Annotated in this window: 26 protein-coding genes; 20 read left to right on the top strand and 6 right to left on the bottom strand. The window is 21.9% G+C overall.

Features of this window, described 5'->3' with window-relative positions; genetic code table 11:
• The 10 genes from RBR25_RS15380 to RBR25_RS15335 all read left to right on the top strand — a co-directional run.
• A partial coding sequence (locus RBR25_RS15380) for a hypothetical protein (RefSeq protein ID WP_432820441.1) occupies window positions 1-462 on the top strand: 462 nt, incomplete at its 5' end.
• A 34-nt stretch (window positions 463-496) separates the two neighbouring features.
• Window positions 497-1108 (top strand): hypothetical protein, encoded by a 612-nt coding sequence (locus RBR25_RS15375; protein WP_432820440.1) that lies wholly within the window; start codon window positions 497-499, stop codon window positions 1106-1108.
• 30 nt (window positions 1109-1138) lie between these two features.
• Window positions 1139-1666 (top strand): peptide deformylase, encoded by a 528-nt coding sequence (gene def, locus RBR25_RS15370; RefSeq protein WP_432820439.1) that lies wholly within the window; start codon window positions 1139-1141, stop codon window positions 1664-1666.
• 16 nt (window positions 1667-1682) lie between these two features.
• Window positions 1683-1973, top strand: a complete 291-nt coding sequence (locus RBR25_RS15365; RefSeq protein WP_432820438.1) for a hypothetical protein — start codon at window positions 1683-1685, stop codon at window positions 1971-1973.
• Window positions 1957-2859 carry a hypothetical protein gene (locus RBR25_RS15360; RefSeq protein WP_432820437.1) on the top strand — a complete coding sequence of 301 codons (903 nt, stop codon included), beginning with the start codon at window positions 1957-1959 and terminating at the stop codon, window positions 2857-2859. The genes RBR25_RS15365 and RBR25_RS15360 overlap by 17 nt, the downstream gene beginning before the upstream one ends.
• 2 nt (window positions 2860-2861) lie before the next feature.
• A complete protein-coding gene (locus RBR25_RS15355) occupies window positions 2862-3089 on the top strand; it encodes a hypothetical protein (RefSeq protein WP_432820436.1) in 228 nt (75 codons plus the stop codon).
• Window positions 3090-3098: 9 nt separating this feature from the next.
• Window positions 3099-3419 carry a cyclic-phosphate processing receiver domain-containing protein gene (locus RBR25_RS15350; protein ID WP_432820435.1) on the top strand — a complete coding sequence of 107 codons (321 nt, stop codon included), beginning with the start codon at window positions 3099-3101 and terminating at the stop codon, window positions 3417-3419.
• A gap of 11 nt (window positions 3420-3430) precedes the next feature.
• A complete protein-coding gene (locus tag RBR25_RS15345; protein ID WP_432820434.1) occupies window positions 3431-3688 on the top strand; it encodes a hypothetical protein in 258 nt (85 codons plus the stop codon).
• A gap of 53 nt (window positions 3689-3741) precedes the next feature.
• Window positions 3742-4206: a hypothetical protein gene (locus RBR25_RS15340; protein WP_432820433.1), complete on the top strand. Its 465-nt coding sequence runs from the start codon at window positions 3742-3744 to the stop codon at window positions 4204-4206.
• 35 nt (window positions 4207-4241) lie between these two features.
• Complete coding sequence (locus RBR25_RS15335) at window positions 4242-5684, top strand: hypothetical protein (protein ID WP_432820432.1); 1443 nt, start codon at window positions 4242-4244, stop codon at window positions 5682-5684.
• A 12-nt stretch (window positions 5685-5696) separates the two neighbouring features.
• Here the strand turns inward: RBR25_RS15335 and RBR25_RS15330 are convergent, their stop codons facing one another.
• On the bottom strand, window positions 5697-6179 hold the full coding sequence (locus RBR25_RS15330; RefSeq protein ID WP_432820431.1) for a UvrB/UvrC motif-containing protein: 483 nt from the start codon (window positions 6177-6179) through the stop codon (window positions 5697-5699).
• Window positions 6180-6308: 129 nt separating this feature from the next.
• Here RBR25_RS15330 and RBR25_RS15325 point away from each other — a divergent pair, with 129 nt between their 5' ends.
• The 10 genes from RBR25_RS15325 to RBR25_RS15280 all read left to right on the top strand — a co-directional run bounded on the left by RBR25_RS15325 (window position 6309) and on the right by RBR25_RS15280 (window position 18556).
• Window positions 6309-9683, top strand: a complete 3375-nt coding sequence (locus RBR25_RS15325) for a hypothetical protein (RefSeq protein ID WP_432820430.1) — start codon at window positions 6309-6311, stop codon at window positions 9681-9683.
• A 97-nt stretch (window positions 9684-9780) separates the two neighbouring features.
• A complete protein-coding gene (locus tag RBR25_RS15320; RefSeq protein WP_432820429.1) occupies window positions 9781-12702 on the top strand; it encodes a DUF7487 domain-containing protein in 2922 nt (973 codons plus the stop codon).
• A gap of 3 nt (window positions 12703-12705) precedes the next feature.
• Window positions 12706-13065, top strand: coding sequence for a hypothetical protein (locus RBR25_RS15315; RefSeq protein WP_432820428.1), 360 nt, complete (start codon window positions 12706-12708; stop codon window positions 13063-13065).
• 81 nt (window positions 13066-13146) lie between these two features.
• Window positions 13147-13716: a hypothetical protein gene (locus tag RBR25_RS15310; RefSeq protein WP_432820427.1), complete on the top strand. Its 570-nt coding sequence runs from the start codon at window positions 13147-13149 to the stop codon at window positions 13714-13716.
• A gap of 114 nt (window positions 13717-13830) precedes the next feature.
• The gene (locus RBR25_RS15305) at window positions 13831-14211 is read left to right on the top strand and encodes a response regulator transcription factor (RefSeq protein WP_432820426.1); all 381 of its coding nucleotides are present in this window, start codon (window positions 13831-13833) and stop codon (window positions 14209-14211) included.
• A 122-nt stretch (window positions 14212-14333) separates the two neighbouring features.
• A complete protein-coding gene (locus RBR25_RS15300) occupies window positions 14334-15293 on the top strand; it encodes a hypothetical protein (protein ID WP_432820425.1) in 960 nt (319 codons plus the stop codon).
• Window positions 15256-15621, top strand: coding sequence for a hypothetical protein (locus RBR25_RS15295; protein WP_432820424.1), 366 nt, complete (start codon window positions 15256-15258; stop codon window positions 15619-15621). The genes RBR25_RS15300 and RBR25_RS15295 overlap by 38 nt, the downstream gene beginning before the upstream one ends.
• A 60-nt stretch (window positions 15622-15681) precedes the next feature.
• Window positions 15682-16563: a hypothetical protein gene (locus RBR25_RS15290; protein WP_432820423.1), complete on the top strand. Its 882-nt coding sequence runs from the start codon at window positions 15682-15684 to the stop codon at window positions 16561-16563.
• 37 nt (window positions 16564-16600) lie between these two features.
• Entirely contained in the window at window positions 16601-17203 is a 603-nt protein-coding gene (locus tag RBR25_RS15285) for a hypothetical protein (protein ID WP_432820422.1), read from the top strand.
• 129 nt (window positions 17204-17332) lie between these two features.
• The gene (locus RBR25_RS15280) at window positions 17333-18556 is read left to right on the top strand and encodes an AAA family ATPase (protein ID WP_432820421.1); all 1224 of its coding nucleotides are present in this window, start codon (window positions 17333-17335) and stop codon (window positions 18554-18556) included.
• Window positions 18557-18820: 264 nt separating this feature from the next.
• Here RBR25_RS15280 and RBR25_RS15275 read toward each other — a convergent pair whose 3' ends face one another.
• The 5 genes from RBR25_RS15275 to RBR25_RS15255 form a co-directional block, all read right to left on the bottom strand.
• The gene (locus RBR25_RS15275; protein ID WP_432820420.1) at window positions 18821-19069 is read right to left on the bottom strand and encodes a hypothetical protein; all 249 of its coding nucleotides are present in this window, start codon (window positions 19067-19069) and stop codon (window positions 18821-18823) included.
• A gap of 271 nt (window positions 19070-19340) precedes the next feature.
• Entirely contained in the window at window positions 19341-19730 is a 390-nt protein-coding gene (locus tag RBR25_RS15270; RefSeq protein WP_432820419.1) for a hypothetical protein, read from the bottom strand.
• 46 nt (window positions 19731-19776) lie between these two features.
• Complete coding sequence (locus RBR25_RS15265) at window positions 19777-20883, bottom strand: M16 family metallopeptidase (protein WP_432820418.1); 1107 nt, start codon at window positions 20881-20883, stop codon at window positions 19777-19779.
• A 20-nt stretch (window positions 20884-20903) separates the two neighbouring features.
• Entirely contained in the window at window positions 20904-21092 is a 189-nt protein-coding gene (locus tag RBR25_RS15260) for a hypothetical protein (RefSeq protein WP_432820417.1), read from the bottom strand.
• Window positions 21073-21513 carry a hypothetical protein gene (locus tag RBR25_RS15255; RefSeq protein WP_432820416.1) on the bottom strand — a complete coding sequence of 147 codons (441 nt, stop codon included), beginning with the start codon at window positions 21511-21513 and terminating at the stop codon, window positions 21073-21075. The genes RBR25_RS15260 and RBR25_RS15255 overlap by 20 nt, the downstream gene beginning before the upstream one ends.
• Window positions 21514-21657 lie beyond the last annotated feature (144 nt).

Genomic DNA, 21657 nt, shown 5'->3' with positions numbered 1-21657 from the left:
TCAGTTAAAATATTAAATAAATATTCTAACTGGATTAAAAAAATGGGAGGTGATATAAATATTATAGAGTATGTTATTCAAAATCATATGCGATATAAACATATAGATGAAATGAGATTAAACATACAGAAAAATCTTATAAATCATAAATATTTTAAATACCTAGAAAAATTTTCAACCGCAGATTATGGTGGTAGTGAATTAGAATGCAAACCAATAAAAGATATCAGTGATATTAAAAATAATATTAAAGAAAACGAAATAAAGGAAAAAGAAAATAAAATAATATCAGATAAATTTAATGGTAGAATTATTATGAGTAAATATCCACAATTAAAAGGTAAAGAATTGGGAAATACAATTAACAATTTTAAGAAATATATTGGTGATTTTAGAAAATATGCTTTATTTAATACATCTGATAAAATTTTAAATGATTTTGATAAATTTATCAATATGTAAAAATTAATATATAAATAAAAATAATATTTATATTATGTCAAATATATTAAAATTTAATGATTTTCTAAATAAAATAGAAGAAGGTGTAGGTGATAAATATCTTAAAAGAAAACATAATATATCAGATGAGTTTGAAGATTTTGAAAAAACATATAATAAATCTAAATTAAAAAAAGATGATATTATAGGCACTATCGGGAAAACTAGTATAATAAAAAACCCATCTAATCTAGATAATATAGAATACGGTGTAAGATGCGTAATTACTAAAAATGGTGATTTGTATATATCTGATAGTATGAGTGATGTTATTCATAATGACATATTATTATTTTTAAAAAACAAAGGCATAATAAGTGAAAGTCATATTAAATGGGAAAATTTAGAAAATAGAAAACCAAATGAATTTATAACGGTTCAAAGAGTATGGAATAAGGATATTATTGCAATCGGTGAATCTTATATGATACCAAAAAGAGGAGAAGAAAAACAAAATGCTTTAAATTTATTTGTGCCTTTTTTTAATAATGCAAAAATTAAAAATCCTAATATTAAATTTGTACCATTAACTATAAAAAGCGCAGTTAGAGAATATTTAAATGAAAAAGAAATAAGTGACTGGAGAACTAAAGGTTCAGGTTCTTAAACTTTTAATTTTTTTTAAAATATAATTATTATGATATTACCAATTGTAACATATGGTGATCCTATTTTAAGGAAGAAATGTAATAATGTTAAAGAAATAACAGAAAATATAATTATTCTTATTAATGATATGTTTGATACTCTTAAAAACACAGGTGGAGTAGGGTTATCAGCAAATCAAGTTAATATACCATTAAATATATTTATAGTTAATTATGAGTATAATGATGATTTTATCAGTAAAGTTTTTATAAATCCTAATATAATTGAATATAGTGATGATAAACAAATTTCAAAAGAAGGATGTTTAAGTTTCCCATCTTTATATGATGATGTATCTAGATCATCGAGTATAAAAATTGAATATCAAGACATTGATTTTAATAATAAGGTTGATCATTATTCGGGTGATATTGCCAGAATAATACAACATGAATATGATCATTTAAAGGGTGTTCTTTTTATAGATAAAATAAATCCATTAAAGAGAAAAATTATAAGTAGTAAATTAAAATCTATTTTAAAAAAGAAAATACATACCAACTATTTAATAAAATAAAAATTAATTTTGAATTATGAAAAAGAATTTATCTATTAAAAAAAATGATGTTAAAATTTATGGGATGTCTAATAATGACGTCAATGAAACATTAACAAATTTGATTAAAAATTGTGTTGATTTAACACTAAAAAGAACTAAGAGAGATAAAATTGTTAAAAAATTAAAAAACGGAATAGAAGATATTAGTATACATAATCCTGAAATATATGATGATAATATAAGAGAACAGATATTTTTTTATATGGATTCTGTTTTTAATCAGATGGATTATCAGGAAATCGATATTGATGAATTATTTATTTGAAAATAAATCCCGATTATTAATCGGGATTTTTTGTATAATAAAATATTTTTTGTATATTTGCATTCTAAATAATAAAATTATGATAAAATTTATTCCAACAAATTGTCCAGAATGTGATCATAAATTATCGATTATAGAAGGAAAAAATGGAAAGTTAAAATTAATTTGTCCAAATAAAGATTGTATTGGTGTTTCTCTTAAAAAATTCCAAAAAGGTATGTCATCTTTTGAAATATCAGGAATTGGTCCAGCTGTTTATACCAAATTATATGAAGCTGGTGTTAGAAATATTGTTGACTTATTGACTTTTACCAAAGAAGATTATATTAATAGTGGCGTATTTAAAGATGGTAGATCACTAGATAAAATGATGGAATCAATATTATCATTAAAAAATATTAAACTATCTAATATTATTGAATCTTTACAAATTGATGGTATTGGCAATACTATTAGTAAAGAGGTTGAAAAATATATTATGACAGGAAAATATAATCCATCTGGTATGGAATATTCGATACGTGAACAAATTGAAAATCCTAATTCTGAATTACATTCAAAGATTAATGAAATTGTTGATAATATCGCAAGAATACGTGATGTTAATGTGTTGGGTAATATGGTTGAAGAAAAAATGGAAGATGGTATATCCACAAAAATTATTGAAATGACTGGTTCTCCTAAAGATTTTGGATTTAATACAAAATCTGATTTCATGGAAGTTATTAGTCCTTTTGGTTTTGTGCAAGGTAGTTTAAATAAAGATTGTAATTTTTTAGTTACTGATGATTTATCATCAATGACATCAAAAATGTCAAAGGCTCAAAAATTGGGAGTACAGGTTGTTACTTATGGGCAATTAATTGAAATGTTTAACATTAAATAGATATGGAAAAGAAATTTGATTATTTAATAATATATCGTTTATTATTTGGTTTATTTAGAATAAAAATACATACTGCGATACCATCAATATCTGAAGATAAAATGGATTTTTTCAGAAAATACAGAGATGTATATGGTGATAAATATGGTAAAGATAATGTAATTATTGAAATGGTATGGGAAAATGAATCATTTAATGGTTCTGGTAAAAGAATTTTTAAATTAAAATAAGTAAAAATTATGAGTTATAATTTATTTTTAGATGATTGGAAAGTTCCTACTGATTGTAGAAATTATAATGGTGATGGATCAATTTATGATACAGAAGAGTTTTTTATCGCTAGGGATTACGATAAGTTTTATGAAATCATAAAAAGAGAAGGAGTTCCAAAATTTGTATCATTTGATTATGATTTAGGATTATGTCCAAAAGATGGATTAGAATGTGCAAAATTTTTAAAATTCTATTGTGAAGAATTAGGTGTAGATTTTCCTGAATACAATGTACATTCAAGTTGGCCTGGTATAAAAGGAGAATTTGTAGATATAATTAAAAAATAAAAATAAAAATTATGGTATATTATAAAGTTGAATATTTATATTATGAGTATAATAATAATAAAACAAAAAAATCTTTTAAAAAATTTAATATTTTAAATGATGCAAGAAATTTCAAGAAAAAAATAGAAAAATATTTAATGTATTATAATATGGATGATCTTGATAATAAAATTATCAAATGGGGTGATGATATTTTAGAACAAAAAGGACATTTTACATCAGTTGGTAATATAATCGAAGTTAACCATATAGAAAAAATAATTATATGATATATTTTTATAGGTATTTTTATAAATCATCTATTTTAAAGTGGATTATAAAAATGTTTAATTATTCTAAAGAAAGAAAATGGTACTCCGTTTATTTTGCCCTTGATATACATGGTGTTATATCTAAACCTGATTATAGAAAAACAATAAAAGAAATAAATTATTATCCTTACGCTAAAGAAACATTACAATTATTAAGTAAAAGAGATGATATTGTAATGTTTCTTTTTACATCTTCATATTCAGATGAAATAAATAAATATATGGATATATTTAAAAAAGATCAAATACATTTTAAATATATTAATGAAAACCTAGAAATATCAGATTCTAATGGTTCATTTGGGTATTATGAAAAGAAACCATATTTTAATGTCTATTTTGAAGATAAAGCAGGATTTAATCCATATATTGATTGGTATCCTATTTATAAATATTTTAAAAAAACTAAATATTTACCTGATAAATCATGGAATCATAAATATGTAGAAACATATCATAAATATAATAATTTATAATTTATATATAAATTAAAAATAACTAATAAAATAAAATGAATAGAATAATTAAAAAATTTTTAGATTTAACAGACTATACATATACATATGGAGACGAGGATGAATTAAAAAAACACTTACCCGATAATATAAATAGTGATGAATTTGGTAATTTTTTTATTAAAATCGGAGAAAATAGCGAAACAATGTTTTGTTCGCATTTAGATACCGCAGCATTTGAAAAACAAAAAGTTCAGCATGATTTTTGGAAAACAGAAGGACAATTATTTGTAGGTACTAAAGGTGATATAATTAAAAGAACATATAAAAATAAAAAAGGAGAATCTATTGAATATGATGCAAAAGAAGGTACATTATTAGGAGCAGATGATAAAGCAGGTGTTGTCATAATGTTAAATATGATAGAAAATAATATACCTGGTTTATATTACTTTTTTGTTGGTGAAGAAGTAGGTAGAATTGGATCAACACATGCATTAAAAAAATATAAAGATATTTTTAAAAGTTATAAAAGATGTATTGCGTTTGATAGAAGAGGGTATGGTTCAATTATATCTAGGCAAATGGGGATGCAATGTTGTTCTAATGATTTTGTCAATGAATTATCAATACAGTTTAAAAAACATGGAATGAAATTTGAAAATGATCCAACTGGTATATATACAGATTCAGCAACATTTATGAGTATTATACCAGAATGCACTAATCTATCTGTTGGGTATTTTGATGAGCACACTGAATTTGAATCACAAAATTTAACATATTTAATAAAATTAGCAAATACTTGTACTAAAATAGATTGGGAATCATTACCAACAAAAAGAAACCCAAATCCATTTAAGACAGAAGATCCTAAAAGAAAACCAAAAACACAAGGAGATTTAACTGATGATGAATTATGGGATATTTTTATAGATGTTGATGATATATTAGAATCAATTGCTGATGTATATTGTAAAAATTATAAAGATTTCATACCGGAAAAAGAAATGATATATTATGATTATAATACAGAAAATTTAACATCAGTATGGATACACGAAGATGGTTCAATAACAGTAGATAATCAAACATTTAGAGATTATAATGATTTAAAAGAAGCATTATTATTTTATTTTGATTATAATGAAAAAGATGATAATTATGTAGATATTGACGATGACGATGACGATGATGATTATGTAGATGTTGACGATGACGATGATGATTTTAATTTTAAAAATAATATGGAAAAGATGTCAAATGAATTTACTAATAAATTGGACATGACTAAATTTTTAGAAGATATAATAATTTATGTTGATTCTAAAAATAATAATGAAATATCTGCAGCTAATATGCAAAAAATATTAGATAAATATAATAAAAAAATTGAATCAATAATTTATTGGATATATTATAATGGTAATGATCCAGATAAAACATATGGTATAACATGGGATAACGATAATAATATATTTAAAATTTACACAAATTAATAATAAAGGGGTTTAATTTAGATTAAACCCCTTTATTTTTTCTATTTCTATTTTTAAATCATTGGCTTTTTCATACTCTTCATTTTTAGCATAATCTAACATTTTATCATTTAAGATATTTATTTTTATGTGATATAAATTATTATTATCAATATTTAAAATAAGTTCAAATAAATTATCTTTATATTGTTTAATTATTTCTTCTATATAGTAATCGACATTATCATTTATTATTTGTGATATTATCATTTTGTATTTCTCGTCTTGATTAATTAAAATATCTTCTAATTTTTTATAAATTCTATAAAATTCATTAATTATATCATTGATGTTGTCAATATCTTTAATATCATTAATATCCTTATTATAAATGTTATTAAAGAAGTATTTAATAATTATATTATTACTATCTAACTTTTCATCATTATACAATCCAATTAGACTTAGATAATTAAAAGTTAGCAGATTTATTTTGCCCAATTCTTTTTTATCCATAATTATATAAAAATTGATTATATTTTTAATATATATAAATATAAATTTAATTTATAAATATCAAAAAATGAGTTAATATATTTTATATATAGATTAGTTAATTAAAGTTTAAAAAATAAATATAACAAAATGCCAATACAAGAAAAAGATTTAGGTAAATACAAAAGATCAGCTATTTATATCGAAGAGATCAATAATTCAATAATAGAATTACCTGCACAAAATGTACTAATAAATTTAGTACCTGGTTTTTCTAAAAAAGGACCAGTTAATAGACCAGTCTATGTAGATAATAGAATAGACTTTGAAAGAATTTTCGGTACTGTTGATAGACAATTAGAAAGTAAAGGTTCATTCTTTCATAGAACTGTTATAAAAATGTTGGAAACTGGACCTGTTTGGGCACTTAATTTATTAAGAACTTTACCAAATAGAGATATTTTAAATTACGCATCTGTATCTACAAGTGCATTATATCCAAATTCAGATTTTACAAACTTAAAAACAGCTGATTATGAAAGATTTTTCAATAGACAAGATTTTTGGGAAAGAGATTCAGAATCATTCTTAGATGTTGTTAATGATCCAACGCCTGATAATGATAGATTAATTCATCTTACAAACATGGGTGATAAAAAAATAACAACATTTATATTTAAATCGACACTAAGAGGGTTTGATATTACTGCTTCACAATGGTATGGTGGTGATGTAAAAGTTCCAGAATTTATACATCCAAATGATTTAATATCAGATTATATGGTAACTGTTCTTGTATTAAGTGGTGACTGGACAAATTATAAAGATTTAAGCGTTAGTACAACATGGTCAAAATACTTTACTACTAATGGTTTAATAACAGAAAACATTCAAGATTTTGTAAATGAAAGAAATGTTATAACATTAGGTGTATATGACGTTAGTTTAATACCTGATTTTAAAGATATTAATGATAATGACATGTTTATTGAAAATATTATAAATAATAATACAGATAAAACTGGATTATTTTGTACATATAATAGAGATATCATACAAGACAAAAATGGATTAACTGAAAATATAGATTTAATTGGTGGAACATTAGTTGGACTTGATGTAAGTAATATAAACTTCTTATCATATAATCAATCAATTAAAGAAGATATCGAATATTCTATAAAACATCTAGATTCTCCTAATAATACATTTGGTACTACTTCTTTTGGTAATAGAACAAATGTTTGGAATAACTGGACACAAATAGGTATAGAAAATGAAAATTTTAATTCTGGTACAATGTTACTATCATTTGATAGTGGTACATATATTATAAATGGCGTAGAATATGACATGTCTGCATTAAGTATGAGTAATAGTGTTACTATAAGTAATGTTACTGTTGGAAACCAAAGAAAAGACGTGATATATTTAGATTCAACTGGTTTAAATGTTATGAATGGATTGGAAAATTTATCAGGTGAAACATTTATAAATAGATCAATAACATTTGATAATAATAATACAATAATAATTGGAACATTAGAACTACAAAATAGCGGTGGTACATATATTCATTCATTTGATTATATAACTGAAAGTAGTGATTTAAATACAATTGGTATAACAGCAACTGATGAAACAGATCATATTAAAATTGAATTTTTAGGAACTAGTGGAACAACAATATCTAATAATGAATATTTTAAATTGAGATTACAAAAGATATATAATGAAATATCTACTAATTTACAATTAAATAAAGGTGTTATTATTAACACTGATGGATTAAATAAAACTGAAATAATAGATATTAATTCATTGTCTTATACATCATCTAATAATTCACAAATTCATATATATGTTGATACACCTGCTGATTATATAAATTCTGGTAATATTTTATTATATTATATCGATGATGAATTTATATTAAGTAGTAATACAAATGAATTTGTTACAAAATATGATAGTGATGTAAATGTTGTAGCTAAATATTCTAAATTTTATGAAGATTATTTTAACGGTATAATATCAAATGGAGATTATATTGATTATTTAGGTACTAAAATTAAAATAAATATGTACCTAAATACTAATGATATATTAACTGTTAAAATAGAAGAATTTATTAATGGTAGTGCTGGTATAACAGTATCATCTGATATTGGAAATTGGAAACAAACATTAGAAATAGAAGATTTAATAATAGAGGATGAAACAAATACCGTATCTATAAGAATTAATAAAGATAGATATTCTGAAATTAAAAGAAATATGTATGTAGAAGCATATTATGACGAAGATGACACTACAACAGTACATAGAAAATTAACAAGAATAATAGATGTTAAGAATGATCCAGACAATACGGATTTTAAAATTATTTATACTGATGCACCAATAGCAATTAAACATATTGATGGTTCAAGTAGATTATATACAATTGTTTATCCACCAGTTTATCAATATGTTACTACATTGAAAGGTGTGGCATTAAAACCATTTGTTATTCATCAAGATTCTATACCTGATGGTACAGAGAATAGACAAAATAATATTTTAAATGTTATTTCTAAAAATACTTCACTGTATAATGGTTTAGTTAATAAGAATAAAATAAGTTGGAGATATTTAATTGATTCATTTGGTTTAGGATTAACACAAAATTCAAAACAACAATATTTGGATCTTTGTGGTAAGAAACTAAATTGTTTTGGTTTTATAAATATGCCAAGTGCTAAACAATTTAAAAAATCAATAAACCCAAGTTTTGTTAATGATGATGGATCATTAAATACCGAATATATTAAGAATGGTGCAAATGAAGATAAAAACCCAAATTTCAGATATACTTTTGGACAAGGTGTTGGTAGATCAACAGTTGGTTATTTCTTCCCATATGTTAGAGTAACAGAAGATAATATAACTAGATTTGTTCCACCTGCAGCAAATGTAGCAACTGCATATATGAGAAAATTCACTACTAGTGCTTCTGGTGTATATCCACATACAATTGTAGCCGGTGTTAATATGGGTAGAATACCTGATATTGCAAGTACTGAAATGGATTTTACTGATAATGATTTAGATAATTTATCAGATATGGGATGTAATCCAATTATGTTTATTAGAAATGTTGGTTATATAATAAGCGAAGAAAGCACTGCTGAAGTTTTTCCTGTATCTAGCTTAAGTTACATACATTCAAGAGAAGTATTAATTGAACTTGAAAATGAATTATATGACATGTTATTAAGATATCAATGGAAATTCAATACACCTGGAATAAGAGCAGAAATAAAGTATAGAGCTGACATGATATGTCAAAGATATGTTGATATAGATGCATTATATGATTATAAGAATATATGTGACGAAACAAATAATACTAATTATATAATAGATTTACAGGGTGGAGTATTAGATACACATATTGAGATAATTAAAGGAATGGGATGGATTGTTAATAATATCACGATTGAAAAAACAGGTGGTATTAGTTCGTCAGGTTTCCAACAATAAATACTACATACATTTAAAAACCCTACTATTAATAGTAGGGTTTTTTATTAAACAATAATTATTATTTTATATATAAGTATAAAATAATCGGTGAAGTATGGATAGGAAAAATAAATTTATAAAATTATCAAATGAAAAACATAATAATTTCTATAAATATGATAAAATTAACTATATAAATAATAAAACTAAAGTAATAATTACTTGTCCAATTCATGGTGATTTTGAACAATGCCCATCTTCTCATTTGAAAGGTTATGGGTGTAGGAAATGTGCAAATGATAAAAAAAGATTAAATAAGGATGATGTTTTAGTTAGATTAAATTCTATTCATAACAATAAATATAAATATACTGATTTAATATTTAATAAAAATAGTGATAAAATAAAAATAATATGTCCAGTTCACGGTGAGTTTAAACAAATATTATCAGATCATTTAAGTGGAAGAGGTTGTCCTGTTTGTGGTGGTACAAAACCCAAAGATATTGATGAATTTATTAAAAATTCTAATCATATACATGATCATAAATATAACTACACCAAATTTAATTATTTTAATAATAAAACAAAAAGTATAATAATTTGTCCTATTCATGGTGAATTCAAACAAAGTCCAAATATGCATTTAAAAGGATTTGGTTGTCCAGAATGTAAAACAAGAAAATCGAACACAATAGAATATATAGAGAAAGCAAAAATAGTGCATAATAATTATTATACATATAATAATTCTAATTATAATGGTAGTGATCATTATATAACTATAACTTGTCCTATACATGGTGATTTTGAACAAAGAGCTGCTGGTCATTTACAAGGTTTTGGTTGTAATAAATGTAATAAAAGTAAAGGAGAAAATAAAATTGAAAAGTTTTTAATTGATAATAATATAGAATACGAAACTCAAAAATATTTAAATGGGTGTGACAATATTAATAAATTATATTTTGATTTTTATTTACCATTATATAATTTATGTATAGAATATGATGGTGAATTTCATTATAAAAAAATATTTGAAAACAATGATATAAATAAACAAATAGAAAGAGATAATATTAAAAATAATTTTTGTGCAACTAATAATATTAAATTAATTAGAATATCATATAAAAATTTTAATGATATTGATAAAATATTAAAAGATAATTTATTTATGGATAATATATTAGAACAACCTGATCCATCTGGTAAATTATCAAAAGAGTTATATTTAAAAAATAATTATAATGAATTATATTTAGATATAATAAATTATAGTAAATTAAATAATATAGAACATATATCTTTTAAAGAAAAGGTTTATTGTTATAAGCATAATATTGTTCCACCAAAATGTAGTAATCCAAATTGTAATAATTATGTTAAATTTAAAAATTCTACAATAGGTTATAAAAAATATTGTTCGATAAAATGTATCAGTTCTGACCCAGTTATTAAAGATATTAAAAAACAAAAATCCTTAGAAAAATTTGGAACAAATACACCAGCTGAATCTGATATTATAAAAAATAAGATTATTAAAACAAATAATTATAGGTATGGTTATAATTGTTCTTTACAAAATGAAAAAATAAAAGAAAAGAGCAAAAAAACATTAATGAAAAATTACGGAGTTGATGTACCATTAAAATCATCTATTATACAAAAGAAAAGAATAAATAATTTTGATGTTAAAAAATGGCGTAAAAAATTTGAAAAAACTATGATAGAAAAGTATGGAGTTAAACATGCTTTACAAAATGATGATATTAAAGAAAAAATAAAAAATACTAATATAAATAAATATGGTAAAGATAATCCAAATAAAGTTAAAAAAATTATTGATAAACGATTAAATAGTAGAGATGAAAATATATGGCAAAAGAATTTAAAAAATACAATGTTAGATAGATATGGTGTTTTTAATGCAATGGACATTGAAAAATTTAGAAAAAATATATCATTGACACAAAGATTAAAGGAAAAAGAAAATAATAATTTAATATTAGATATCGATATAGATAATAAAAAATATATAATGAAGTGTGATTGTAATAAAGATCATATTTTTGAAATATCTTTCCCTTTATATAAAAGTAGAAAACAATTCAATTATAAATATTGTACAGTATGTTATCCACCATATAAAAATAATATATCACAATTAGAAGTAGATTTATTAAATTTTATAAAAGAAAACTATAATGGTGAAATAATAGAAAATTCAAAAAATATTATTCCTCCTTATGAACTAGATATTTACTTACCTAAATTAAATTTGGCATTTGAATTTAACGGTGTTTATTGGCATAATGAGTTAAATAAACCAAATGATTATCATTCTAATAAAACAAATTTATGTTTAGAAAAAAACATTCAGTTAATACATATTTATGAAGATGATTGGATTTATAAACAGGAAATAGTTAAATCTATGATACTAAATAAATTAAATAAGACTAAATATAAAATATTTGCTAGAAAATGTCAAATAAAAGAAATAACTGATAATAATTTAATAAGAAATTTTTTAAATTTTAATCATATTCAAGGTTTTATGGGTTCAAAAATTAAAATTGGTTTATTTTATAACAATGAACTAGTTAGTTTAATGACTTTTGGGCAGTTAAGAAGAAATATGAATTCAAAATCATTGAATAATAATGAGTATGAAATGATAAGATTTTGCAATAGATTAAATACAAATGTAATAGGAGGTGCTAGTAAATTATTTAAATATTTTATAAATAATTATAAACCAGAAAAAATTATAAGTTACGCTGATAGAAGTTACAGTGATGGTAGTTTATATAAAAAATTAGAATTTGAAATGTTAAATATAACAAAACCAAATTATTATTATGTAGTTGATGATATTAGAAAATATAGATTTGATTTTAGAAAGGATGTTTTAATTAAACAGGGTTATGATAAAAATAAATCAGAACATGATATAATGTTAGAAAGAAAAATTTATAGAATTTATAATTCAGGTAATTATAAATTTTTATATATAAATAAAAATAAAATATGAAAGATGAAAAATATTAAAATGTTTAATGATTTTAATTTATCTGAAAATATTAAATTAAATGATAATGAAAAAAAATATTTATGGTCTAAATTAGAATATAGAAAAAAGAAAACCGCAATAGAACAAGAAAATGAATTATTTGATCTATTAAATGGTGATAAAAAATCATTTAATAATAATGAATTTAATTTAATCTTAAATTCACTAGAGTATACATTTAGAAAAAAATTGAAAAGACAAGATAAACCCATTGACAATGAATATTTTATGAGTATATCGGATAAAATACCAGAAGATTGGGTTGGTATTAAATATTCATCTATAGATGCAAAGAATAAGAAAGAACAAAAAGATAAAAAATAAGTATTATTTTTTTATATATAGTATATAAAAATGATAAAATATATTTAATATATACTAAAAGAAAAAATAATTAAAAATAATATGGGAGGATTACCACATTTTACAAACATTACAAGTCATAATAGCAAATGGGAACCAGTTTATAAGAATTTATTTGAAGTAGAAATATTTTTACCTGGTGTTTTATCTGAAATACATGGAACAGATGGTAAATTATTACTATTAGAAAATTGTAAGAGTGCTAAGTTACCAACTTATCCTACACTATCAACAACTGAACAAAGATATAAATACTCAACTAGAATATTTGTTGGTTTTCCTGATTCAACATCTGTTACTGGTTTAGATTTAGTTTTTAATATAAATCAGAATGATAATAAGCAAATGTTTACTTTTAGAATGATAAAAGACTGGTATGATTTAGCATGGAACAATGAAGATGGTTCATCAAACTATAAATCTACAATGACAGGAACAATAATTGTATACCAACATGATAGAGAAGGTGTTATTATAAGAAGAGTTACTTATCATAATGCACAAATTACCGGATTCAATGTTGGTGAAGATCTAACATGGGGAGGTGGTGCTGATATTCAAGAACTTACCGCTAACTTTGTTGCAGACTATTGGGAAGATTATTATTTCTAACTAGTTGATAATGAAATAGTTAAGAAAAATAAAAATTTAACATTTATATCCCCTTAGAAATAAGGGGTTTATTTATATTTAATATTTAACATTTAACATTTAATATATAGTATTATGAAATATAATAGTTATAAAATATTAGTAGTCGATGATAATTTAACGTTTGTTGAAACATTAAGTTACATGATAAAAACCATATTAGGTGATAAATTATTATTATTGGATAAATCCTATAATGGTAAAGATGCTATAGAAATGGCAATAATTAATCATTATAATATAATATTTATGGATGTAAATATGCCAGAAATAGATGGTATATATGCAACAAAAAAGATAAATAGAGAATTATATAGACAGACTATAATAATATGTGTATCTTTTAATAAAGATTTTGAAACTATGAATAATATGATATTATCTGGTGCTGAAAATTATATATATAAAGATGAATTAACGATTGAAAAAATTGAAAAAATTTTCAACGAATTATAATTTTTAGATTTTATATATACTAATATAAATATCCCAATTATTTTTTTTTACTTTTAAATATCAAATTAATTTTGTTGTGCCCACATATTATAAATATATAATATAAAAAATAAATTAAATATATGAATGAAGAAATGCAAAATTCTAATAAAATGAATATAGAGAAGAAGAATGAAAAATATCTTGAATCATTATTAGGTGATGATAAAAAAATAATTAAAAGTGAACAAAAATCAGATAATATTAATATATCATCATCAGAATATAATAATATTAATTTAGATATTCTTCCAGCTGGAAATTTCTATAAAACAGGAACTAAAATATCAATAAGAGCTGCAAAAGTATCTGAAATTCAATCGTATTCAATGGTAGATGATAATAATTTTGTTGATATAACTGAAAAGATGAATGATTTATTATCAAAGAATATTATATATTATCATCCAGATGGTACAAAGGGATCTTATAAAGATATAAAAGATGCTGATAGGATGTTTTTAATATTTATGATAAGAGAATTAACATTCCAAGGTGGTAATACTTTAACTAAAGAAGTAGTTTGTTCAGGATGTGGACATGAATTTAATATTCCATTTAGATCAACACCTGGTCAATATGGACCGTCAACATTTGAACTACATACACCAAATAAAAATATTTCAAGATTTTATAATAAAGAAGATAAAGTATATGAATTATTGAATAAGGGTGTATCATGGAGATTAGCTCCTCCAACAATAGGAATACAAGAAGATTTTTATGATGAAATTAAAAGAAATGTACAATCTGATAAAAAACCGAATGTTGCATTTATGAAAGTAATGCCATTTTTACTTCATGATAGATCTTCAATTTCTGAAGATGGTATAAAAGCAAAATTAAAAGATTTTAATAATATGGATGATTTAATTCTTTTTCAAGGATTAAATGAAATAATAAATAACATGACAGTTGGTATAAAAGGATTAAAAATGAAATGTAGTGAGTGTGGCATGGAGGTCCACACTGAATTGACCTTTCCATCAGGGGCATCTAAACTATTTGAAATCCCAAATATCTTGGATAGATTCGGAAAATAAAAACAATGAACTAAAATCAAGAATATTTGCACTATTTCAAACAAATATTTTAGATTTACTAAAGAATAAATTTCAATGGATGGTTCAACATAGTATACCAACAAATGTGGTAGATAATTGGTATTATTGGGAATATGAAGAATATATAAAATTATTAAATGAAAAGAATAAAGAGGAAAATGATGAAAAAGAAAAACAAGAGAAAACACAACAAGAAAAATATTCTAATATATCTAATTTTAATCCAAATTCATTTACTAAACAATATAATCCATCTACAATGATGAATAAATTTGGAGGAAATAATTCAGCATTTCCAAGAATATAAAAAGGAGAATTTATTTCTCCTTTTATTTTTTATATATACATTAAAATTAATTTTTAATAAATGCGAACAATTCATTTTTTCGACTTAGATGATACATTATGGAAAATAAATGGTAATGTATGGATAATAAATAAAAATAATCCAAGTAAACCAATTATAAAATTAAATAAAATAGAATTATATGATATATTATCTGGAATACATATAAATGATGAAATAATGATAGATTATAATGGTAATACATATTGGATTAGTGAAAATATGTTTAACAAAATTAAAAAAAGATATCCAAATATATCAGAAGATCAAATAGGTATATCTTTTATAGAATTTACAAATCCTTATATTATTAATAAAATATCTATATTTAGAGAAAATATAAGACATATAATAGGCAATAAAGATGATGAAATTGGTATCTTATCAGCTAGATATAGTGAAGAAAACGATAACTTATTATTATCCGCATTAAAAAAAGAATTAGAAAATAATGGTTTATTTATTGATAAATTCTATTATGTAGGTGATTTTTTTAAAAGTAAAGTTAATGATGATATTGCATATAAAAAATCAAATGTAATATTAGAACATTTAATAGGGTTTAAAATAAAAAATGATCATTTCTTACCAATAAAACAAGATAAATATGATATTATTTATTTTTATGATGATGAATTTAAAAATATACAAGTAGCAAATGAAATTCAAATATTACTAGAAGAATATTTAAGAAATACTGAAGATGAAGTGTTTAATAGAATAATGAAATTATTAGAAACATCTAAACCCATATTATATAATAACTTAATAACAAATAATAGTTTAAATAGATTTAAAACAACTAAAGTAGAATTAACAAAACCGATTACTTTCCCTATTAAAATAGAAGAAAGTTATAATATATTAAAATTCAGTCAATTTAAAAATGATACTAAATTATAATAAATTTATTAGTGAGAAACTTAGTATTTTTGGTGAAATGAAAAATTTAGCCGGTAAATTTTTATATTCAACATCAGGTGATACAAAAAAATCAGTTGAATTATTTATTAATAAATTAAATAATTCTAAAGATATAGATAATATGGAAAAAATATTTTTAAATTATCTTAAAAATAATAATCAAACATTAAAGGAATTATTAAAAGAAACAGATAATATAGAAGATATAAAAAATATATTTAAGGATAATTTATCATTTATTTATATATCATTAAAATCATTTATATCATTTATAAATAAGAAAGAATATAATATATCAAATGTATTCAAAGATTCAAATAATAGTAATATTAAAAGATTATTTGTAGATGATGAAAAAGTATTTAATAAAAATATTAATGGATTTGTTGATTTGTTTATTTTAGATTTATCTAAATCGCTTAATTTAAATACCAACAAAGGTCAAAAAGACGAAGAATTAGACAATATTATATCAAATGTGGATAAAGATTTGTTAAATGATATTAATGATATAAAAACGATTGAAATAGAAGAAGATTTAATAAAATTAAAAAGTAATATTTTAAATTGGTTTAATATTAATATTATTAATAAAATTATTAATAATTTGAAACTATAATTTTAAAAATAAGTAAAATAGAAAAGTTTAATAAAATTTCCTAATAAAATTAAGGAAATTTTGTTTTTTTAAATAAAACATTATTAAATAATAGATATATATAAGAATATTAAAAAATAAAATGATTTTATGAATTTTAATGAATTAAAAAAAATGACAACTAGTAATTTTGAATTTGATAATATAACTTTAAATGTTTTAAGATCTAATGGAAGAAGTAAAAACCCAGAAGATATTAATATGTTAGAAATATTTTATCAAAAATATAATAATAATCCTAATTTATATAGAATAATATCCAATTCTGGTCATTATTTTGATTGGGATAAGATAGAAATTGGACTAAGAGAATTATATCCAGACATAAAATATTATTTTAAAGATGCTTATTATAATTTATCATTAGATAAACAATACAACAGAGAAAAAATATATGATTTTGGTAACGGTGTTATTTGTTTATTGAGTGGAGGTATACCACAAGATTTTTATCTTATTAATCACAATGTAGATAATGTTAATTTAATATGTTCAGATAATCTATTTTTGGTTAATGGTGAATTTGATGATTTTCATAAAATTATTGAATTGTTTAATAACAATATAATAGAGGAAGTTACAAATATAACAATTGGTATGGTATCTTATGATGATGGCAATTTTTATGTTAAAGATTTTGATATAAATAATAAAAAAGTAGAATTAGTAGAACTAGATTTACATTATGGTGATGGATTTATAGATTTTAATGATAAATTATTAGAAAGATTAAATAATGATACAAAAGGTTTAACACTATTTCATGGTGTGGCTGGATCCGGTAAAACTACCTATATCAGATACTTACTTAGAAAAATTAAAGAATTAAATAAAGATAATAACGTATTATATTTTCCTCCAACAATGGTAGATTCTATAACAGATCCTAGTTTTATAAATTTTATATCAGATTGGGTATCAGATAGTAAAGGGAAAAATTATATTTTTATAGAAGATGCAGAACCATTATTAGAATCCAGATATATGACAAGAAACATAGGGATAACAAATTTGTTAAATTTAACAGATGGTCTATTAAATGATATATTAAATATACAAGTTATTGCAACATTTAATACTAGTCCAAAAAATATTGATTTAGCATTATTAAGACCAGAAAGACTAACTGCTAGAAAGGAATTTAGAAAAGTTAAAGGTGAAAGATTAAAAAAATTATTAGAATTTTTAAATATAGATATATCTTTATCAAAAGATGAAATGACGTTAGCTGAAATATATTCATTAAAAAAGAATACAAAAACAATAACACATGATGTCGATGGTGATAGTAAAAAAATAGGTTTTGGTGGATAAAAGTATTAAAAATGGAAAAAAATGAGTTTTTTTATTAAATATATAAATATAGAATTGTTATCTTCGTTAATTATTATTAATGCAAGATAATCGTGGTAAAGGTGTAAATATAGTAACAAACTAGCTCCACTCTTCAACCACTATATATACAAGGGAAGTCAGGTTAGTGCTGATTTCCCTTCCATTTTTATAAGATAAAATAAATTAAAAAAAACGATATAAATCATTATTTATATCGTTTTTTAAATACTTTTGAATATTTATTTATTCGGTATATACTAATTTAGTAACTATTTTTCTATATCCTGATTCTAAAACCCATTGAGAACCATCCCAGTATTGATAATATAAACTACCATCATTTGAAAATCTTTGTTCTTCTGATTCATATGAATCCATCGTCCAACCATTTTCAGTACAAAATTGATTAACAGAATCATCATTTGCAACTAAATAAACATCATTTATTGCAATATATTGAACATTCATTGTAGGAAACTCTATAACTGCCATATTTTAATTATTCTTTTTTTATTATATATTTTATTCTATATATTAAAATTTAAATGTCTTTTTTTGATTTTCTTTTAGTTTCATGGTATGGTTTACCAATTTTATAATCAAATTTTTCTATACAATCTATGCAACATAGAAAAAATGTGTTTCTTTATCTATCCAAAAATATAATTTTTTATCTTTAGTAGAATCTAAACACTCTTGACAAACTGGTGTTTCTGTTTTGTTCTTTTTTATTGGTTTTTTATAATCTTTTATCATATTTTTATTATTTTATTGTCCATGTATCACCTTCATAAATTATTTCTGATTTAACACTATTTTTAAATCTACTATAATCTTGACTCCATTCCAATAATGATTTTTTTAATTTATATAAATAATCATATCTTTCTTTGTCATTAAAGAATCTTCTTATTGAATAATTTTCATTAGGTCTATAATTAGATTCACTTGGTAATCTTATTGAATTAACACCTAACCAAAAACTATTTCTAGAATATATATAAAAATTATTCAATGAACTAGAATATGCTAATGTATCATTATTCTTTGAAATAAATCTATCATCAAGTCCAATTAGTGTAATTTTTATTGAATAATTAGTTAAAAATTCTATTTTTAATTTTATTTTATAAATGTTTTTAAAAGATTGCATATATTTGTTTTTTGCAAATATATTAAAAAATATTTAATAAAACAAATTAAAAATCCTTTTTATCTATAGACCACTTTAATTTATCAAATAAAAAATATTTATCATACACTTTTCTAACTTGATCATATGTTATATCATCAATTATTTTTTCTAAATTCCAACTATCTGGTGTTATTAAATGTCTGATACTATTATACCTATTTATCTCATTTTTTTTGAATTGAACTTTATAAAAATCTTTAATAAGATCAAATCTTTCTTTTGTTAGATATTTGTCAGGATTAGATAATACCATATTATATGTTTCTAAAACTTCATCAACTTTATCATCATCAGTTATTAATTCTGTACTTAAAAATCCATTATTATATGAATAACCATATACACTTGTACTTACACCATAGGTTAATCCTCTTTTCTTTCTTATTTCATCCATTAATGGGGATTTCATAGATCCAGATAACATCATAGATATAAATTTAATATGAGCAAAATCATCATCAACAAGTTTATAACCAATTATAGAACTTTTTTTGAAGTCAGCCATCTTTTCAATTATTAAATCCTTTTTATCTTCCTTTCTTATATATTTCTTATATTCTTTATCTGAAAATATATCAAATCCTTCAAATTTATTATTTTTAGATACGTTTATAATTAAAGATGGTTTAGATAAATAATCTTTAAAATAACTTTTAATATCATCATATGTTAGAGATTCTAAAGATTCCATTTTACCTATTGGACCATAATTACCCAATTCTTTTCTTAATATATTATAATAATGACTTGTTCCTTGATCTTGAAAAGTGTCTCTATATTCTTGTATAACGACATCTCTTTCCGTTTCAAATTCTTTTTTTGGTATATTAAAATCAAGTAACATATTAACTAATTCGTGTCTATATTTATAGATATATTCATCTAATCCAGTTATATGATACACTATTTCAGTTGATGATGTGTATGCGTTCCAATTTATACCATACCTGTCAAAATCATCATATAATTTTTCAAATGATTTACACATCAAATGTTCCATTAAGTGTGATATTCCAAAATTTTTTTGTTCTTCATTCATAACTGAACCTTTATATATTACATAAAATCCAGAAAAATCAGTCGGTGATTTTAAATTTATTATTTTGCCCATTTTTATTACTTATTTTTAGTTTATATATTATTTTTAATTCGTTTAAAAATTTGTTTAATTTTATTTTTTCTTTCTTCTAACAAATTAATATTTTTAATTTGTTCCGCTATTATTGGACTAACTATCATATAATTACCTCGTCCATATCGTTGTTTTTGGTTTATTAGGTTAGATGCTTTATTTATTTTATCAATTAAATCTTTTTTCATTAATCAATTTTTTAATTTTTTTAATTTTTTGATTTCTTATTTCTAATATATCATATGGAACTTGCATGGCATCAAATGATAATATTTTAGCATCAATAATTTTACCGTTACTATCGACATTACCATTATATCTTGCAGAATAATTTATTTTGAATCCATTATTAACTAGTTCTTTTAATATTTTGCCATTTTGTGTATCTAAAATTTGTATATCACCAACTATCCCATCTTGATAAAGTTGTATATTTTTTACTATATGTGAAATATTAGTTAACATAACTTGATTATTTTGTTGATGTCCTAATTCACCTAATAATAAACCATTTTTTGATTTATTAATAATATCATTCCAATCACAACTATTTATATCGTAATATATTCCATTTTTTATTTTATTAAATTCTATTAATTTCTTTTTCATTTTGTATAATTAAACTATTTTCAATATCATATTCTCTCATTTAATCTTTTTTTAATGTTTTTAATTTTTGCTAATCTTGAATTAACTCCCTCAAAATATCCTAAAATATAATATTTTTTACCATAAAAAGATATATTATTATAA

Origin of the sequence: Trichloromonas sp., from assembly GCF_034006665.1 — a bacterium.
In the GTDB taxonomy this organism is placed as follows: domain Bacteria; phylum Desulfobacterota; class Desulfuromonadia; order Desulfuromonadales; family Trichloromonadaceae; genus Trichloromonas.
The sequence above is the reverse complement of the archived record's forward strand: the minus strand, read 5'-3'. Positions and strand labels throughout refer to the sequence as shown.

What these genes read in the sequence shown, in the direction of transcription:
- def (WP_432820439.1), top strand. Translation starts at nt 1,139, where the DNA reads ATGATATTACCAATTGTAACATATGGTGATCCTATTTTAAGGAAGAAA.
- RBR25_RS15360 (WP_432820437.1), top strand. Translation starts at nt 1,957, where the DNA reads ATGAATTATTTATTTGAAAATAAATCCCGATTATTAATCGGGATTTTT.
- RBR25_RS15365 (WP_432820438.1), top strand. Translation starts at nt 1,683, where the DNA reads ATGAAAAAGAATTTATCTATTAAAAAAAATGATGTTAAAATTTATGGG.
- RBR25_RS15305 (WP_432820426.1), top strand. Translation starts at nt 13,831, where the DNA reads ATGAAATATAATAGTTATAAAATATTAGTAGTCGATGATAATTTAACG.
- RBR25_RS15375 (WP_432820440.1), top strand. Translation starts at nt 497, where the DNA reads ATGTCAAATATATTAAAATTTAATGATTTTCTAAATAAAATAGAAGAA.
- RBR25_RS15355 (WP_432820436.1), top strand. Translation starts at nt 2,862, where the DNA reads ATGGAAAAGAAATTTGATTATTTAATAATATATCGTTTATTATTTGGT.
- RBR25_RS15330 (WP_432820431.1), bottom strand. Translation starts at nt 6,179, where the DNA reads ATGGATAAAAAAGAATTGGGCAAAATAAATCTGCTAACTTTTAATTAT.
- RBR25_RS15335 (WP_432820432.1), top strand. Translation starts at nt 4,242, where the DNA reads ATGAATAGAATAATTAAAAAATTTTTAGATTTAACAGACTATACATAT.
- RBR25_RS15255 (WP_432820416.1), bottom strand. Translation starts at nt 21,513, where the DNA reads ATGAAAAAGAAATTAATAGAATTTAATAAAATAAAAAATGGAATATAT.
- RBR25_RS15340 (WP_432820433.1), top strand. Translation starts at nt 3,742, where the DNA reads ATGTTTAATTATTCTAAAGAAAGAAAATGGTACTCCGTTTATTTTGCC.
- RBR25_RS15315 (WP_432820428.1), top strand. Translation starts at nt 12,706, where the DNA reads ATGAAAAATATTAAAATGTTTAATGATTTTAATTTATCTGAAAATATT.
- RBR25_RS15260 (WP_432820417.1), bottom strand. Translation starts at nt 21,092, where the DNA reads ATGAAAAAAGATTTAATTGATAAAATAAATAAAGCATCTAACCTAATA.
- RBR25_RS15320 (WP_432820429.1), top strand. Translation starts at nt 9,781, where the DNA reads ATGGATAGGAAAAATAAATTTATAAAATTATCAAATGAAAAACATAAT.
- RBR25_RS15310 (WP_432820427.1), top strand. Translation starts at nt 13,147, where the DNA reads ATGGGAGGATTACCACATTTTACAAACATTACAAGTCATAATAGCAAA.
- RBR25_RS15345 (WP_432820434.1), top strand. Translation starts at nt 3,431, where the DNA reads ATGGTATATTATAAAGTTGAATATTTATATTATGAGTATAATAATAAT.
- RBR25_RS15275 (WP_432820420.1), bottom strand. Translation starts at nt 19,069, where the DNA reads ATGGCAGTTATAGAGTTTCCTACAATGAATGTTCAATATATTGCAATA.
- RBR25_RS15265 (WP_432820418.1), bottom strand. Translation starts at nt 20,883, where the DNA reads ATGGGCAAAATAATAAATTTAAAATCACCGACTGATTTTTCTGGATTT.
- RBR25_RS15300 (WP_432820425.1), top strand. Translation starts at nt 14,334, where the DNA reads ATGAATGAAGAAATGCAAAATTCTAATAAAATGAATATAGAGAAGAAG.
- RBR25_RS15350 (WP_432820435.1), top strand. Translation starts at nt 3,099, where the DNA reads ATGAGTTATAATTTATTTTTAGATGATTGGAAAGTTCCTACTGATTGT.
- RBR25_RS15270 (WP_432820419.1), bottom strand. Translation starts at nt 19,730, where the DNA reads ATGCAATCTTTTAAAAACATTTATAAAATAAAATTAAAAATAGAATTT.
- RBR25_RS15280 (WP_432820421.1), top strand. Translation starts at nt 17,333, where the DNA reads ATGAATTTTAATGAATTAAAAAAAATGACAACTAGTAATTTTGAATTT.
- RBR25_RS15285 (WP_432820422.1), top strand. Translation starts at nt 16,601, where the DNA reads ATGAAAAATTTAGCCGGTAAATTTTTATATTCAACATCAGGTGATACA.
- RBR25_RS15325 (WP_432820430.1), top strand. Translation starts at nt 6,309, where the DNA reads ATGCCAATACAAGAAAAAGATTTAGGTAAATACAAAAGATCAGCTATT.
- RBR25_RS15290 (WP_432820423.1), top strand. Translation starts at nt 15,682, where the DNA reads ATGCGAACAATTCATTTTTTCGACTTAGATGATACATTATGGAAAATA.